Raw genomic sequence first — 13,797 nt, forward strand, 5'->3', positions numbered from 1 at the left:
TGACATGAATGACATCAAAGATTGAACCTGGAGGTTTTGTGCTGGCGGAGCTCGGCTATCTCTCACTGTTGCTGGCGGCGGCACTCTCCTTGCTGCAGGGCACCCTGCCCTGGCTGGGATTGCGGCTCGCCTCCCCGCCCCTGTTGCGCTGCGCCAAGCCGCTGGCGCTGATCAATGCCATTCTGCTGGGGGTGGCCCTGCTGCTGCTCGCCAGCTGCTTTGCCCGGGATGATTTTACCGTCAGCTATGTGGCCCAGCACGCCAACAGTGCCCTGCCGCTGGGCTTCAAGCTGGCGGCCGTGTGGGGCGGCCACGAGGGCTCCATGCTCTTTTTCGTCTTTGCGCTGGGGCTGTGGGGAGCTCTGGTGGCCCTTTGCTCCAAGCGGGTCGATCCGCTTATTACAACCCGGGTATTGGCCATCATGGGGCTGATCGTCGGGCTCTTCGGCCTCTATACTCTGATCTTCTCCAGCCCGTTTGACCGCCAGTTCCCGGGGCCGCTGGAGGGGCGCGATCTCAACCCCATGCTGCAGGACATCGGCCTTATCATCCACCCGCCCCTGCTCTATCTCGGCTACGTCGGCTTTGCGGTCAACTTCGCCTTCGCCATGGCAGCGCTCCATTCGGGCAGACTGGATGGCGCCGTTGCCCACTGGAGCAGCCCCTGGGCGCTCGGCTCCTGGGTGTTTCTCACCGCCGGTATGGTGCTCGGCTCCTGGTGGGCCTATTACGAGCTGGGCTGGGGTGGCTGGTGGTTCTGGGATCCGGTAGAAAACGCCTCCCTGCTGCCCTGGCTGCTCGGCACCGCCCTGCTGCACGCACTTGTAGTCTGCGAGAAGCGCGGCGCTTACGGCCACGCCGTGCTGTTGCTCTCCATCTTTACCTTTGCCTTGAGCCTGCTCGGCACCTTTGTGGTGCGCTCCGGGGTGCTCACCTCGGTGCACGCCTTTGCGGTGGATCCCGATCGGGGGCTTACCCTGTTGTTGCTGCTCGGGCTGCTGTTAACCTGCGCCCTCACCCTGTTTGCGCTGCGGGCGGACATTCGCGCACCCTATGCCCGCTTTGGCTTCTGGTCAAAGGAGGGGCTGCTCGGCGGCGCCATCCTGCTGCTTTGCGTGGCCTGCGCCAGTGTGCTGCTCGGCACCTTCTACCCCATGGTGTTCCAGTCCCTCCATCTGGGGTCGCTCTCGGTGGGGGCCCCCTACTTCAATACCATCTTCGTGCCGCTGGCCCTGCTGCTGATGGGGCTGATGACCCAGCTGCCCCGTCTACGCTGGCAACGGCTTGCCGCAGGTTCCCAGCTCAACACTTTGTTGCCGCCACTGTTTGGCCTGCTTGGTGGCGGGCTGCTTAGCCTTGCCTATCTGGAACAGGGATCTTTTTCCGGCAACTGGAGCGGCATCATCGCCAATATGGTGAGCCTCTGGCTGATGGCCAGCCTGCTACTCAATACCCCATGGCGCGAGCTGACCCTAAATCGACTAGGCAGTCTGCTGGCCCACCTCGGGGTGGCGGTGTGCGCCCTCGGCATTGCCCAAGTGAGCCACCACAGTCAGGAGGGGGGCACAGTGCTAAGTGCCAACCAGCCCTACCAGCTCGGCGCGTTCGAGTTTCGTTATGAGGGGCGCGAGCCGGTGATCGGCCCCAACTATACCGCCGAGCGCATCACACTTAGCGTGCATAAAAACGGTAAAGAGGTGGCGCGGCTGACGCCGGAGCGGCGCCACTACAGCGTGCGCACCATGAACATGAACGAACCGGGCATCGCGTGGGGAATGTTTGGCGATCTCTACGTGGTGCTGGGTGAGAAGATGGGGCCAGATGCCTATGCCATGCGGCTGCACTACAAGCCGCTGGTACGCTGGATCTGGCTCGGTGGCCTGCTGATGATCGCGGGCGGCACCCTGCGCCTGCTCGCCCGTCGCCCCTTGCTTGCCTCCCGCCCCGTTGCGGTTGGTGCCTCCCATCCCCGGCTCGAACAGGAGGTGTTATGAGATCCCGCCTGCGCCTCTTTCTTCCCCTTCTGCTGACCCTGGGCCTCGGCGCCCTGCTCTGGCTCGGCCTTGGCAACAATCCCTACAGCCAGGATGAGGCCGTCGCTGGGCGCACCCTGCCTGCGTGGCAGAGCGAGAATCTGTTGGGAGGAAGCCCGATCCAGACCGCCAGCCTCAAGGGTAAGCCCTTTGTGCTTAACGTCTGGGCCAGCTGGTGCGCCAACTGCCGCGCCGAACATCCGCTGCTCAGCGAGCTCGCGGGTACCGTACCCCTCTACGGCCTCAACTATCGGGACAAGGGGGATGCGGCTCGCGCCTGGCTTATCCAGGCGGGCAACCCCTATCGCGCCGTGCTGGCCGACCCCGAGGGGAAACTGGCGCTGGAACTTGGCGTCTACGGCACGCCGGAGACCTATCTGTTTGCCGCCGATGGCGCCCTGCTTGCCCGCCACACCGGCGAGCTCACCAACGAGATCTGGCTACGTCAGTTTGCCCCTCTGCTCGACAAGGCGCGAACGGACGCGCAAATGAAGGCCGCCACTACTGCACCAACTATTGCAATATCAGCTCGGGGGACACAGCCATGATGTGCCGTTCTCTTGCCTGCACCCTGCTGGCCCTCAGCATGCTGTTGAGTGCAGCGGCATTTGCCAGCGGGGTCGATACCTACCAGTTTCGCCACCCCGAGCGGCAGACCCGCGCTCAGGAAGTGGCCCGCGCCCTGCGCTGCCCCCAGTGTCAGAACCAGAATCTGGTGGAGTCCAACTCCCCCATAGCCCGGGATTTGCGGCTCGAGGTGTATCGCTGGGTGGATGAGGGGCAGAGCGACGAGCAGGTGAGCGCCCGCATGACGGAGCGCTTCGGCGATTTCGTCCGCTACGATCCCCCCTTCAAGGCCAGTACCTTGCTGTTGTGGATCGGCCCCCTGCTGTTGTTGGGGCTGGCGCTGTTGACCCTGTTTCGCCGCCTGACACGCACAAAGGCGCAGGCCATCCCTGTCGTTAAGGCCATCGTTGAGTCAATCCATCAACCCGCAGCCGATCCGCGCAGCGAATTGAATTTGCTGATCATGCATGGGGAGCAAGCAGGCCTCTCACCCGACCAGCCGCTCTACAGGGAGCTAAGCGCCGCCCGCGTGGCTAATGCCATCCCGGCAGCTGAGCTGACCCTGCGCGCGCAACTGACCAACCAGCATGACAATCGCGGTCGCAATAACCGGCACACCCGCGCCTTGTTGCTGCTTGGCATCATGGCATTCGCGGCCGTTGCCGCTGTGTATATAAGCAGCGGCCGTTATCAGGCATGGCAGGCTTATGCATACCGTCCCGATCCACTGGCCGGGCTGAGCCAGCGGGATCTGCAAGACAAGGAGCTGGGGAGTCTGCATCAGAAGCTTCAGCGCAACCCTGCCGATCTCGACAGCTGGGCGGCGCTCGGTCAGCTCTATCTCTATCGGAACGAATACGACAACGCCCTGCTCGCCTATCAGCGTCTCGCTCTGCTGGAGGGTGGCGCCAGCGCGGCAACCCAGGCCGCGCAAGCCACCGTGATCTACTATCAGGCGGGCCAGCGACTTACTCCCGAAGCAACACGCCTGCTGGAGAGCGCCCTCAAGCAGGATGCGGGGGAAGTGAGCGCCCTGATGCTGCTCGCTTCCGATCACTTCCTGCATGGCCGTTACAGCCAGGCCATCGCGCTGTGGCAGCAACTGCTCGATGGCGAGCGCCCTCGCATCAACCGAGCGGCGCTGATTGAGGCGATCCAGACGGCAAACATAATGGGTAGGTAACCCCTTGATTGAGAATAGGTAATCGTGGTGATATGGCGCCGCGACCACGCAAGTGGCTCAGCCCCCTCTTTCAATAGACAAGGATGTCTGGATGCAACTCACCCTGTTAAACGACTCGGGCAAATTCGATGGGCTCGATGACACCATTACGCACGTCTTTGCCGAGACGGCGAACAAATTAAATGCCTTGTTCGATCTCTCCCAACTGGATGTCACCTTCAGCCCTTTTGCCGAGGGGGATGCTCCCGACTCGGGTATCGGTGGCTGGGCCATCAACATGTATCGAATAGAACTCCAGCTTGATCTGGAACGGCCTGATATCAAAGAGGTGATCATCACCGAATTGCCTGCCGTGCTGGCCCACGAAGTCCACCATATTGTGCAAAAGAAGAACAAGGTGGCTGCAGATACTCTGGCCGAAACCCTGATTTTTGAAGGGCTGGCCTGCTACTTTGAGCAAAGGTTCAATGGTGGCACACTCCCCTCGCTGTTCAAGGCGTCTCATCACCATGACTGGCAATCGATCCTGGCAGAGATGACGCCCCATCTATCCAGCAAGCAGTTCAACTATTTAGACTTTTTCTACTGCCGTGATAACCGGCCATTTCCCAAATATGCCGGTTACTGGGTGGGGTTCAATCTGGTGGCCAACTATCTGGCCAAGAGCGGCCTGAATGAAATAGAGGTCATGGGCCTACCCGCCGAGGCATATTTCAATTAATACGCCTTCACACTTTTCGTGGCGATTACAGAGCCCAAATCCGGAGAGAAGATCATGATCCCCATTCGCTGCAAGGCCGTCTCGGGCGTTGCCCTTACCACTGTCGATGGCGAAACAAAATTGCTGGTGATGAAACGGGTCAAGGGGAGCTTCTGGTGTCATGTGGCGGGCACGGTGGAGGCGGGTGAAACCGGCTGGCAGACCATTATTCGGGAGTTTGGCGAAGAGACGGGGATCCGGGTCACCGAACTCTACAACGGCCAGTATCTGGAGCAGTTTTACGAGGCGAGCCTGAATACGATAGAGATGGTGCCGGTCTTTGTGGTCTATTGCCCGCCCAATCAGGCGGTGACCCTCAACGATGAACACACCGACTATCGCTGGTGTTCCCTGGCCGAGGCCAAGGCGCTGGTGAGCTTCCCCGGCCAGCAGGCGCTCTACGACCATATCTGGCACCATTTTGTCGACAATGCCCCCTCTCCCCTGATGCGGGTCGATATCCGCTGACCGCGCACGGCTGAGACCTCGGTCTCACGTATAGCGGTAAACTCCGGCAAGGTGGTGCCAAACTGGTTGCCAGAAACCGGCAAACCCACGCTCCACATGCCGGCGTTCAGCCCTTCGCTCATGGTGGGCCACAGCTTCATCCACCTTGAAACCGCGATGCACCGAGCTCACTCCCAGTACAACCACATTGGCCAGCACTATCTAAGGAGCGAGGCAACCGTGCAGCGCTGATTGAGGTGATCCAGACGGCAAAAATGATGGGGGGATAACGGGCGATGGGATCAAACTTCCTTGAAAATGCCCACTCAGTTGACTCGCCGAGCGTTGTCAGTTAACCGAGTGCTTCCAAGTTGGCCTCTCGCAATTACCCAGCTCTCGGCAAAGTTGCGACATAAAAGAGTTGCGGCATAATAAAGGCGAGAAGCGAAACCGCTATATGTGGATTAAAGAAGGTGATGTCAAAACAACCAGCGACGCCTGACCGCTAACCATCCATTTGCGCGCTCTTATCCCGCCCCTCACTCAGAGGGTAAAGAGACAAAGGGGAGTGGTTATCGGAGCAGGATAAAATGAGGCTGGTTTTAAAAAACAGCCACAGCATCGGCAAAGTGGCAAACATTGTTCATCTGGGCTGGCAGACATTGATTATCAGGCCCCCCAATATTGCTGAAAGAGCGCCTGGCATACCTTAAAAAATTAAACCCACGGCACTGTTCTCTGCGCAGTGGAGATAATTTATCAGAATGACTTTTTCAAATGGGATTTATGCTGTTCCAGCAAATTCTCGGGAGGGGGCGGCACCTGCAGGTAGAACCCCTGAGTGGTCAGTGCGGTCATCACCTTGCTGACATCGGCCATACCCAAGGGCTTGCTCGGGTCCAACTTGCTCATCAAGACCAGCTCGGGACGCCCGAATGCGGTCAATAATGGTTCTGGAACGCGGGAGAAATCCTCTCTTCTTTCAACAAAAAGGTAGGTCTCGGCTTTTTTGCGACTTTTATAGACTGCACATAACATGGAAGTTGATATAATCCGACGAGTTTATTGCCTCTGATGGGGGCAAACTATAACATCAGGAATTGAATAACAATAACGGATTAGCATCTCTGCCTCGGGGAAGATTCATGGTTGATCGCGATAACGAATTGAAAGGGACCACCTTCACTATTTCTGTGTTGCATATCAGCGATGGCGAGCCTGAGCGGATCCGTCAGTTGTTGGCCGAAAAAGTGGCTCAGGCACCCTACTTTTTTAATTGTGCGCCACTGGTGGTCAATGTTTCCCGGCTGGAACAGATCCCCGATTTCGAACAGCTCAAGGAGCTGGTGGAGTCTGAGGAGTTTGTGCTGGTCGGTATCACAGGGGCGCGCACAGAAGAGATGAAGACCGCCGCCAAGGCGGTTGGGCTGGCAGTCATGGCCTCGGGAAAAAGTCGCAGCAGCGAGTCCGAACCGACACTGGCACCGGCTGCACCCGTGGTAATACCCGAGCCAGAGCCTGCCCCCGTTATCCCGACCAAGGTACATGTGGGGCCGGTGCGTTCCGGCCAGCAGATTTATGCTGCTGGCAGCTCGCTGGTGGTGCTCGGCTCCGTCAGTCCGGGCGCGGAAGTGCTCGCCGATGACAGCATTCATATTTATGGCACCCTGCGTGGCAGAGCCATTGCCGGTGCCCGGGGCAACGCCCAGGCCCGGATCTATTGCCAGCAATTACAGGCCGAGCTGCTTTCCATCGCAGGCACGTTCCAGTTGAGCGATGCACTGCCAGCAGGCCTGATCCAGCAACCGGTACACGTCCGGCTGGACAACGAACAACTCCGAATAGACCGTATCAAATAGAGTTACAAGGAAGCGAGAATGGCGCGAATCATAGTCGTTACATCGGGTAAAGGTGGCGTTGGCAAGACCACAACCAGTGCGGCCCTGAGCACCGGTTTAGCCCAGCGCGGTCACAAGACTGTGGTCATTGATTTTGACATCGGTCTGAGAAATCTGGATCTCATCATGGGCTGCGAACGGCGCGTGGTGTATGACTTTGTCAATGTCATCAACGGGGAAGCAAACCTCAATCAGGCACTGATCAAGGATAAACGCTCGGAAAATCTGTTTATCCTGCCCGCCTCCCAGACCCGCGATAAAGATGCCCTCACCCGTGAAGGGGTTGAAAAGATCCTGGATCAACTGGCCGAGATGAAGTTCGATTACATCGTCTGTGACTCCCCGGCAGGGATCGAGGCCGGTGCGCTGATGGCGCTCTATTTTGCCGACGAAGCGATCGTGACCACCAACCCGGAAGTCTCTTCCGTGCGTGACTCGGACCGCATCCTTGGCATCTTGGCCTCCAAGTCCCGTCGCGCTGAACGTGGCGAGGATCCCATCAAGGAGCACCTGCTGCTAACCCGTTACTGCCCGACCCGCGTTAACCGTGGTGATATGCTGAGCGTGCAGGATGTGCAGGAGATCTTGGCGATCCCGTTACTTGGGGTGATCCCCGAGTCCCAAGCGGTACTGCGGGCCTCCAACTCTGGCGAGCCTGTCATCCTGGACAAGGAATCTGACGCAGGCAAAGCATACGAAGATGCGGTTTCCCGTTTGCTGGGTGATGCCAAAGAATTTCGTTTTCTGGAAGAAGAAAAGAAGGGCTTCTTTAGCCGACTGTTCGGGAGTTAATCATGTCATTATTGGATTATTTTCGTTCCAGCAAGAAACCGAATACCGCACAGATGGCCAAAGAGCGGTTGCAGATCATTGTTGCTCACGAGCGTTCATCCAGAGGGGGGCCGGATTACCTGCCCCAGCTCAAGCAGGACATCCTTGATGTCATTCGTAAATACGTCAACATTGATCCGGAGAAGATCACCGTCCAACTGGATCAGAAGAGTGATGAGCTGTCAGTGCTGGAGCTTAATATCACCTTCGCTGATGACAAAAAGGGATAAGCTGACGCCCTATGCGTAACCCAGTTCCCCAATAAAGACCGGATCCTTAACCAGGATCCGGTTTTTTATTTGCTCAAACAGCCACAGCGATTCACCTCACCTCGCCAAGGTGGCCAGTGATCGCTAGAATAGCGCCGCCCCCACTGGCATGGGTCAGTGCAGGCACCTTCTTCTCTTTTTTGGAACCGACCGTTTATGCCTTTGAATGACGAAATGCACAGCGTCGAAGAGCTGCTCGACACCGCTCTCGAACTTTTTATGGAGCTGGCCTCCGATAATCTGCCAGAGCAGGAGATCGCCCGTTTTAATCAGGAGTTCAACGACCGCGGCCTGCTGGCTGAAACAGACCCGGCAGATGACTGGGAAGCAGACGTGGGTTTTGCGGTGAGCGACACCGACTATGCCGAGATCTGGGTCGGCCTTGGCAATGAAGAACAAGAGTACGAGCACCTGTTTGCCCGCATGCTGCTCTCCCGCCGTGTTGATGAAAAGTTCTGCCACATCGAATGGCTGCCCCAATAATTCCGGATCCCGATGATCCCAGCCACTATCAGTGGGGGTCAGCCCCTGACTCCGTGGCCCCCGTGCGCGCATCTGCATCGCTCGGCCGTCGGGTGCTGAGGTGGGCAGGCAAAATTGCGCTGACCGGGCTGCTCTGCTCGGTCGGTTCGGTCGCCTTGCTGCGCTTTATCGATCCACCGATGTGGAGCTGGCGCATCGAGCGGGCAATGTTTCCGCCCGCCAAAATCACCCAGGTTCGCCATGAGTGGGTCGATCTGGCGTCCATATCCAAAGAGCTGCAGCTGGCGGTGATCGCCGCAGAAGATCAGCGTTTTGCCGACCATAACGGCTTTGATATGAATGCCATCAGCGCCGCATTCAAACATAACCAGCGCAGCGAACGGGTACGCGGTGCCAGCACCCTCAGCCAGCAAACGGCAAAAAATCTCTTTATGTGGAGTGATCGCAGCTTCCTGCGCAAGGGGCTGGAGGCCTGGTTTACCCTGTTGATGGAGCTGGGCTGGGACAAGGCCCGTATTCTGGAGGTCTATCTCAATATCGTGGAGTTCGGCCCCGGCATCTATGGCGCCGAAGCCGCCGCCCGCACCTACTTTGGCAAACCGGCCAGCCGGTTGACCCGTTACGAATCATCGCTGCTGGCGGCGGTACTGCCCAATCCGTGGCGCTATCGGATCAAGCCCCCTTCACCCTATGTGCAGAAGCGCTCGGTCTGGATCCGCCGCCAGATGGGACAACTGGGCCAGATCACCCTCAATCGGGTGCATCAGGCCGATTAATCGTCAGACTCATCGGATCGTCCTGGTGGGCCCAAATGCCCTCCCACCATCCCTCTATGGAGTGGAAGATAGTGCCACCACCAGGTCTCCCTGCGCCGTTTGATCTGCTGCCGCCGCACCCGCTGTTTCATCCCCTCGCCCCCTTCGCTGAACCGAGTAGTAACCATACGCCGACCACAGCGACTTTGACAGGCTGACGCACTGGTCTGGCTGCCATCGCCAATAATTGCTACAGTAGCGCACCCCGATGTATCTGGAGTGATTTCATGGAACAACGTACCCCGGATCAGCTGGTCGAATGGGCCTATGATCTGTTTCTGGAGCAGGCCGCCGATATGCTGGCCCCTGAGCAAATAGTCGATATCACCCTGGAGTTTGAGCAGCGTGGCGCCGTGGAAGCGACCCTGCCCAATGCCGACTGGTCAGCAGATCTCGGTGAGCCGGTCGATATGGAGCGCTGGGTCGAAGTGTGGGTTGGTTTGCTGGATCATCAGGATGAGTTTGAGGTGATCTTCGCCACCTTCCTGCTGCCCCGGCTGCAAACCGAAGATAAGGTGCATGTGCGCTGGCATCGCCAGCAGCAACCATAAGAAAGGCGCCTCGGGCGCCTTTCTCGTTTCAGATTGCCCTCTCCCGCTCAGGATTGAGCGGCAATAGCCTTGGCCAGGCAGCGACGGCACCAGCAGGTGCTGGCTTCGTTGATCGGCAGGGCTGACAAGTGACTGCACCAGCACTGTTCGATACTCTGACCGGCAGAGACGGCGCAATAGGCCGGTTCGCCACAACCCGGGCAGCGGTGGGTGCTTTTCGAGCCACCCAGCTCGGCCATCACTGCCAACTGGGCCTTGCTATCCATTGCCGACCAGTGGCCGATCTCGGTCAGGGTGCGGCCACAACCAAGGCAAAGCCCATCCTTCGCCTTGCAGAGGCCAACACAGGGGCTTGGCATCTTATTCGCTGTCCTGAGCCTGTTCGCCTGCTTGCACTTGCGCTGCACCCGCGTCGGTGAGGGTGATGGCATTATCTTCGATGACAATCTTGCCCTGCTTGTAGAGGCCGCCGATCGCCTTCTTGAAGGTGCCCTTGCTGATGCCCAGCAGCTTGTAGATGAGTTCTGGCTCGCTCTTGTCACCCACCGCCAAACTGCCGCCCTGCTTTTTCATCCGGATCAGAATACGCTCGCCAGCATCATCCAACCGGGCCAGACCCGGCTTTTGCAGGGTCAGATCCAGCTTGCCATCTTCGCGCACCTGCTTGACCCAGGCAGTTTGCGGGCGACCTGTCATCACCCGGCCAAACACTTCATTCTTGAACAGCATGCCGGGATATTGACCGTTGACGATCACCTTGATACCAAGGGGTGAGTGCTCCCCCGGCAGCGCGGTCACTTCGTCACCGACCTTGAAGTTGCTGCCGGCCGGGGTCAGGAAACGCTCGATGCGGCTGGTGCCCACCATGCGCCCTTCGTTATCAAGCTGCAGACGCACCAGATAGACATGCCCCACCTGCATCGGTTTGTTCTGCTCGCGGCTGGGCACGAACAGATCCTTTTTCATGCCCCAGTCGAGGAAAGCCCCGATCTTGTTGGCATTGACCACCTTCAGGCCAGCAAATTCGTCCACCATGGCAAACGGCTTGTCAGTGGTGATCACCGGTTCACAATCGGCATCCAGATAGAGAAATACCTGTACGGTATCCTCTGCTTTGATCCCTTCTGGCAATTGGCGTTTAGGCAGCAGCAGTTCACCGTACTCACCGGCTGCCAGCCAGGCACCACGGTCTTCAAGTTCAACGACGGTGAGGGTGTTCATCTTGCCAATCTGCATCATGGAGCTCTCTTTTTTCATTACCCGGATGGACCAATTGAACATGGCCCCTATGGGCGCGCATGTTACCTCAAGAGCGGTGATCTGGCCTAGTCCCCCAGCCACTGCATCCACTCCTTTTCGTCGCGACGCCAGCCATTTGTGGTGACTAAATCGCCAACCAGGTGCCCATTTACTGTAAATAACCCCATTTTTAGGTAGACTTCGCGGCTGTTCAAATTCAGAGGAACTGTCGATGACCCCATCCACTCGCACCCGCCAGCTTAATCAATGGATCCAGAGCCATAGCGATCAGGACATGACCTACCCGGCCCTGCACGGTTTTCTTTGTGCCCGTCTGGTGGGGCCACATAGCCCTGACTGGCAACATCCGCTGATTGGCTTGCTGGAACAGGATGCCGAGCTGGATGAAAAAAGTGCCGAGGCGCTGCGCCACCTGATTGCCGAACTGGAAGCGCAGGCTGATGACGCCCAGCTGGCCCTGCCCAGCCAGTGCCGACTGCCCAGCGACAACCCGGAGCAGGTGTTCGAACAGAGCCATCCCCTCGGTCAGTGGTGCTACGGTTTCAGCCAGGGCTTTGCCACCTGGCCCAAGCCGAAGGATTTGAACGACCTGACTACCCAATACCGATTCAGCCTGGCCGCCGAGCTCTGTCTGTTTCGTGATAAACCCATGGCCCAGATGCTCTATAGCGCTGCCGCCAGCGAGCTCCCCTTTGTCGAGTTTTGCAAACGCCAGCGTCAGAATATGAAAACCACGCTTAATCAGTTACTTAATATCGACCAGTATCAGCCAGCCCCCAGCACCAGTGTGGCGATGAGCAGCGAACAGGCCCAGCAGTGGCAGCAATGGTTCGAACTGGCCGACCGTTGCCGCGATCATCAAGCCCGCCTTGGCTGGTTCGAGAAGATCATCGCCGATGCCACACCGCTGTTTGACCAGGCCTTCTGGCAGCAGAATGCTGGCCACGGCTGGAGTGCCCCCGAGCTGCGCCCTCTGCTGGCCGCCCGCGCCGGACGCGCCGACTGCCTGCTGCGCCTTGGCAAGCTGGGTGAAGCCAAAGCGGAGTATCTGGATCTGCTGGCCCTTTGTGTGGCCGATGAGCTGGGCTGTCGCTACAACCTATCCTCCCTTTACGCATTGCAAGGGGATTGGCTGGCACTGGCCGCCCTGCTGGTACGCTTCGATGAAGCCTCCAGCTGGCTGCTCTACAACAAGGCGCTGATGGTCTTTGCAACCGAAGGAGCCGAGGCCGCCAAGCCCCATCTGCTGGCGGCCATCGAGGCTAATCCACACATTCCTGCCTGCCTGCTGGGCCAACGCAAGCTACCCAAACAGGATCCCGAAAGCTGGCAAGCGGGCAGCCGCGACGAGGCCGCGCTCTACGCCCTGCACACCCGCGAGGCCTGGCTCACCCAGAGTGCCCTGATTTGGTTGCGCAAAGGCTGAACAGTGATGGCTTAAAAACCCGCCGGTCAGACCCGGTTTTTCCTTGATGGCGTGCGCCACCGCACATTTCATCGCAACCGGGTCAGACAAATCAGCTTGAGTTTCGTATCATCAATGTCAAAGTATCAAAAGAAACTGCATCTGATGCAGCCGTCACAGCAGGGTGTAATATGTCAAAAATCATAGCGTTACTCGCTCACTACCCGCCCTATCAGTTGGTTCATGCCGCCGAGATGCTACGGGATACCTTCGAACAGTTTTATGAACAGCGTTACCAGCTGACCGTACCGCAGTGGCGCCTGATGATGGTGCTTGGCCCCAACTACCCCATCAGCCAGAAAGAGCTGGTCGAGGCGAGTGGCATGGACAAGGTGCGGATCTCCCGCGAGATCCGCCGGCTGGTCGAAAAAGGGATCATCTTCACCGAGAGCAGCGCGCAGGACAAACGGATCAGTCTGGTCTCCCTCACCAACGCCGGTCTCGCCCTCTTCCTGCAGCTCAAGAGCGAAGCCGGTAGCTGGCAACATACCCTGACCGACTATCTGCCGAGCGAATCCCGCGAGGCGATCCGCCAGCATCTGCACAGCGTCAGCGCTGCCATCGAGCAGCTTCAATCGCTGGATCGGGAGAAGTAATCATGGATTTGAAAAAATTCGCCACCATGGACGTCAACATGCTGCTGAGCTTGGTCAATATGCAGCTGCGTGATCGCTATGACGATCTGGATGATCTCTGCAAGGCGCAGGAGATAGATCAGGCTGCGCTGGAAGCGCGGCTCGCCAGCGGCGATTTTCACTACCAGCCAACGCAGAAACAGTTCAGATAAGGGTAGGTTGCGGGATCGGGATCACAGCGCCAACCATGGCGCTGGCTCTGCGGTAAAAAACTGATATGGTCTGACAAGCCCCGAACAAGAGGTGATGTACGGATACATCACTCTGTCACAAGAGGGCGCTAGATTGATTTCAGGTGAACAACGCAAGGATGACCCCATGATATTGATGACCCGCCAGAGCCTGTTGATCACGCTCTGCGCCCTGATGATGATCAGCCTCTTCACGCCACATTTGCCGCAAAGTACTGAACAGTGGTTGACTACGCTGATGCTGGGCCTGCTGGTCGCGGTGGCGCTGTTGCTCTTGCGCGGTTGTCGCCGCTTTATGATGGAGTAATGACTCCGCCAGCCTCTTTTAGACGATCCTGCTTGCCGCGATACACTCTAGAGCAGTAACGTCTGTCGCAATAACGTCGAGCCAAAAAACAAACGCAGCCTG

At 58.2% G+C, this 13,797-nt stretch carries 18 protein-coding genes; 15 read left to right on the top strand and 3 right to left on the bottom strand.

What is annotated here, in order from left to right; genetic code table 11:
• The first annotated feature begins 38 nt into the window (after positions 1-38).
• The 5 genes from nrfE to CK911_RS07530 all read left to right on the top strand — a co-directional run bounded on the left by nrfE (position 39) and on the right by CK911_RS07530 (position 5,011).
• Complete coding sequence (gene nrfE / locus CK911_RS07510) at positions 39-1,994, top strand: heme lyase NrfEFG subunit NrfE (protein ID WP_098969507.1); 1,956 nt, start codon at positions 39-41, stop codon at positions 1,992-1,994.
• A complete protein-coding gene (locus CK911_RS07515; protein WP_098969508.1) occupies positions 1,991-2,581 on the top strand; it encodes a DsbE family thiol:disulfide interchange protein in 591 nt (196 codons plus the stop codon). Before nrfE ends, CK911_RS07515 begins: the two co-directional genes overlap by 4 nt.
• Positions 2,578-3,783 carry a heme lyase NrfEFG subunit NrfF gene (gene nrfF / locus CK911_RS07520; RefSeq protein ID WP_098969509.1) on the top strand — a complete coding sequence of 402 codons (1,206 nt, stop codon included), beginning with the start codon at positions 2,578-2,580 and terminating at the stop codon, positions 3,781-3,783. The genes CK911_RS07515 and nrfF overlap by 4 nt, the downstream gene beginning before the upstream one ends.
• Before the next feature lie 91 nt (positions 3,784-3,874).
• Positions 3,875-4,504: a DUF2268 domain-containing putative Zn-dependent protease gene (locus tag CK911_RS07525; RefSeq protein WP_098969510.1), complete on the top strand. Its 630-nt coding sequence runs from the start codon at positions 3,875-3,877 to the stop codon at positions 4,502-4,504.
• 54 nt (positions 4,505-4,558) lie between these two features.
• Positions 4,559-5,011, top strand: coding sequence for an NUDIX pyrophosphatase (locus CK911_RS07530; protein WP_098969511.1), 453 nt, complete (start codon positions 4,559-4,561; stop codon positions 5,009-5,011).
• Between the two features lie 738 nt (positions 5,012-5,749).
• On the opposite strand, the gene CK911_RS07535 is transcribed toward CK911_RS07530, so the two are convergent.
• Positions 5,750-6,028: a YcgL domain-containing protein gene (locus tag CK911_RS07535; protein ID WP_042023742.1), complete on the bottom strand. Its 279-nt coding sequence runs from the start codon at positions 6,026-6,028 to the stop codon at positions 5,750-5,752.
• 107 nt (positions 6,029-6,135) lie between these two features.
• Here CK911_RS07535 and minC point away from each other — a divergent pair, with 107 nt between their 5' ends.
• The 6 genes from minC to CK911_RS07565 all read left to right on the top strand — a co-directional run bounded on the left by minC (position 6,136) and on the right by CK911_RS07565 (position 9,837).
• Positions 6,136-6,849 (top strand): septum site-determining protein MinC, encoded by a 714-nt coding sequence (minC, locus tag CK911_RS07540; protein WP_098969512.1) that lies wholly within the window; start codon positions 6,136-6,138, stop codon positions 6,847-6,849.
• An 18-nt stretch (positions 6,850-6,867) separates the two neighbouring features.
• Complete coding sequence (gene minD / locus CK911_RS07545; RefSeq protein ID WP_042023745.1) at positions 6,868-7,680, top strand: septum site-determining protein MinD; 813 nt, start codon at positions 6,868-6,870, stop codon at positions 7,678-7,680.
• 2 nt (positions 7,681-7,682) lie between these two features.
• Complete coding sequence (gene minE, locus CK911_RS07550) at positions 7,683-7,949, top strand: cell division topological specificity factor MinE (RefSeq protein ID WP_042023747.1); 267 nt, start codon at positions 7,683-7,685, stop codon at positions 7,947-7,949.
• 195 nt (positions 7,950-8,144) lie between these two features.
• Complete coding sequence (locus CK911_RS07555; RefSeq protein ID WP_172953980.1) at positions 8,145-8,471, top strand: HI1450 family dsDNA-mimic protein; 327 nt, start codon at positions 8,145-8,147, stop codon at positions 8,469-8,471.
• Positions 8,456-9,247, top strand: coding sequence for a monofunctional biosynthetic peptidoglycan transglycosylase (gene mtgA, locus CK911_RS07560; protein ID WP_172953981.1), 792 nt, complete (start codon positions 8,456-8,458; stop codon positions 9,245-9,247). Before CK911_RS07555 ends, mtgA begins: the two co-directional genes overlap by 16 nt.
• A 266-nt stretch (positions 9,248-9,513) precedes the next feature.
• Positions 9,514-9,837, top strand: a complete 324-nt coding sequence (locus tag CK911_RS07565) for an HI1450 family dsDNA-mimic protein (RefSeq protein WP_098969513.1) — start codon at positions 9,514-9,516, stop codon at positions 9,835-9,837.
• A gap of 47 nt (positions 9,838-9,884) precedes the next feature.
• Here the strand turns inward: CK911_RS07565 and CK911_RS07570 are convergent, their stop codons facing one another.
• Both CK911_RS07570 and CK911_RS07575 read right to left on the bottom strand, forming a co-directional pair.
• On the bottom strand, positions 9,885-10,196 hold the full coding sequence (locus CK911_RS07570) for a DUF1289 domain-containing protein (RefSeq protein ID WP_098969514.1): 312 nt from the start codon (positions 10,194-10,196) through the stop codon (positions 9,885-9,887).
• 1 nt (position 10,197) lies between these two features.
• Entirely contained in the window at positions 10,198-11,094 is an 897-nt protein-coding gene (locus CK911_RS07575; RefSeq protein WP_098972530.1) for a S1 RNA-binding domain-containing protein, read from the bottom strand.
• Between the two features lie 214 nt (positions 11,095-11,308).
• On the opposite strand from CK911_RS07575, the gene CK911_RS07580 reads away from it, so the two are divergent.
• The 4 genes from CK911_RS07580 to CK911_RS07595 all read left to right on the top strand — a co-directional run bounded on the left by CK911_RS07580 (position 11,309) and on the right by CK911_RS07595 (position 13,695).
• Positions 11,309-12,523 carry a UPF0149 family protein gene (locus CK911_RS07580; protein ID WP_098969515.1) on the top strand — a complete coding sequence of 405 codons (1,215 nt, stop codon included), beginning with the start codon at positions 11,309-11,311 and terminating at the stop codon, positions 12,521-12,523.
• Between the two features lie 170 nt (positions 12,524-12,693).
• Complete coding sequence (locus tag CK911_RS07585; RefSeq protein ID WP_042023762.1) at positions 12,694-13,158, top strand: MarR family winged helix-turn-helix transcriptional regulator; 465 nt, start codon at positions 12,694-12,696, stop codon at positions 13,156-13,158.
• 2 nt (positions 13,159-13,160) lie between these two features.
• Positions 13,161-13,349: a DUF4250 domain-containing protein gene (locus tag CK911_RS07590; RefSeq protein ID WP_042023764.1), complete on the top strand. Its 189-nt coding sequence runs from the start codon at positions 13,161-13,163 to the stop codon at positions 13,347-13,349.
• 166 nt (positions 13,350-13,515) lie between these two features.
• On the top strand, positions 13,516-13,695 hold the full coding sequence (locus CK911_RS07595; RefSeq protein ID WP_098969517.1) for a hypothetical protein: 180 nt from the start codon (positions 13,516-13,518) through the stop codon (positions 13,693-13,695).
• The last annotated feature ends 102 nt before the right edge of the window (positions 13,696-13,797 follow it).

The organism is Aeromonas sp. CU5 (assembly GCF_002586745.1).
GTDB classification, from domain to species: domain Bacteria; phylum Pseudomonadota; class Gammaproteobacteria; order Enterobacterales; family Aeromonadaceae; genus Aeromonas; species Aeromonas sobria.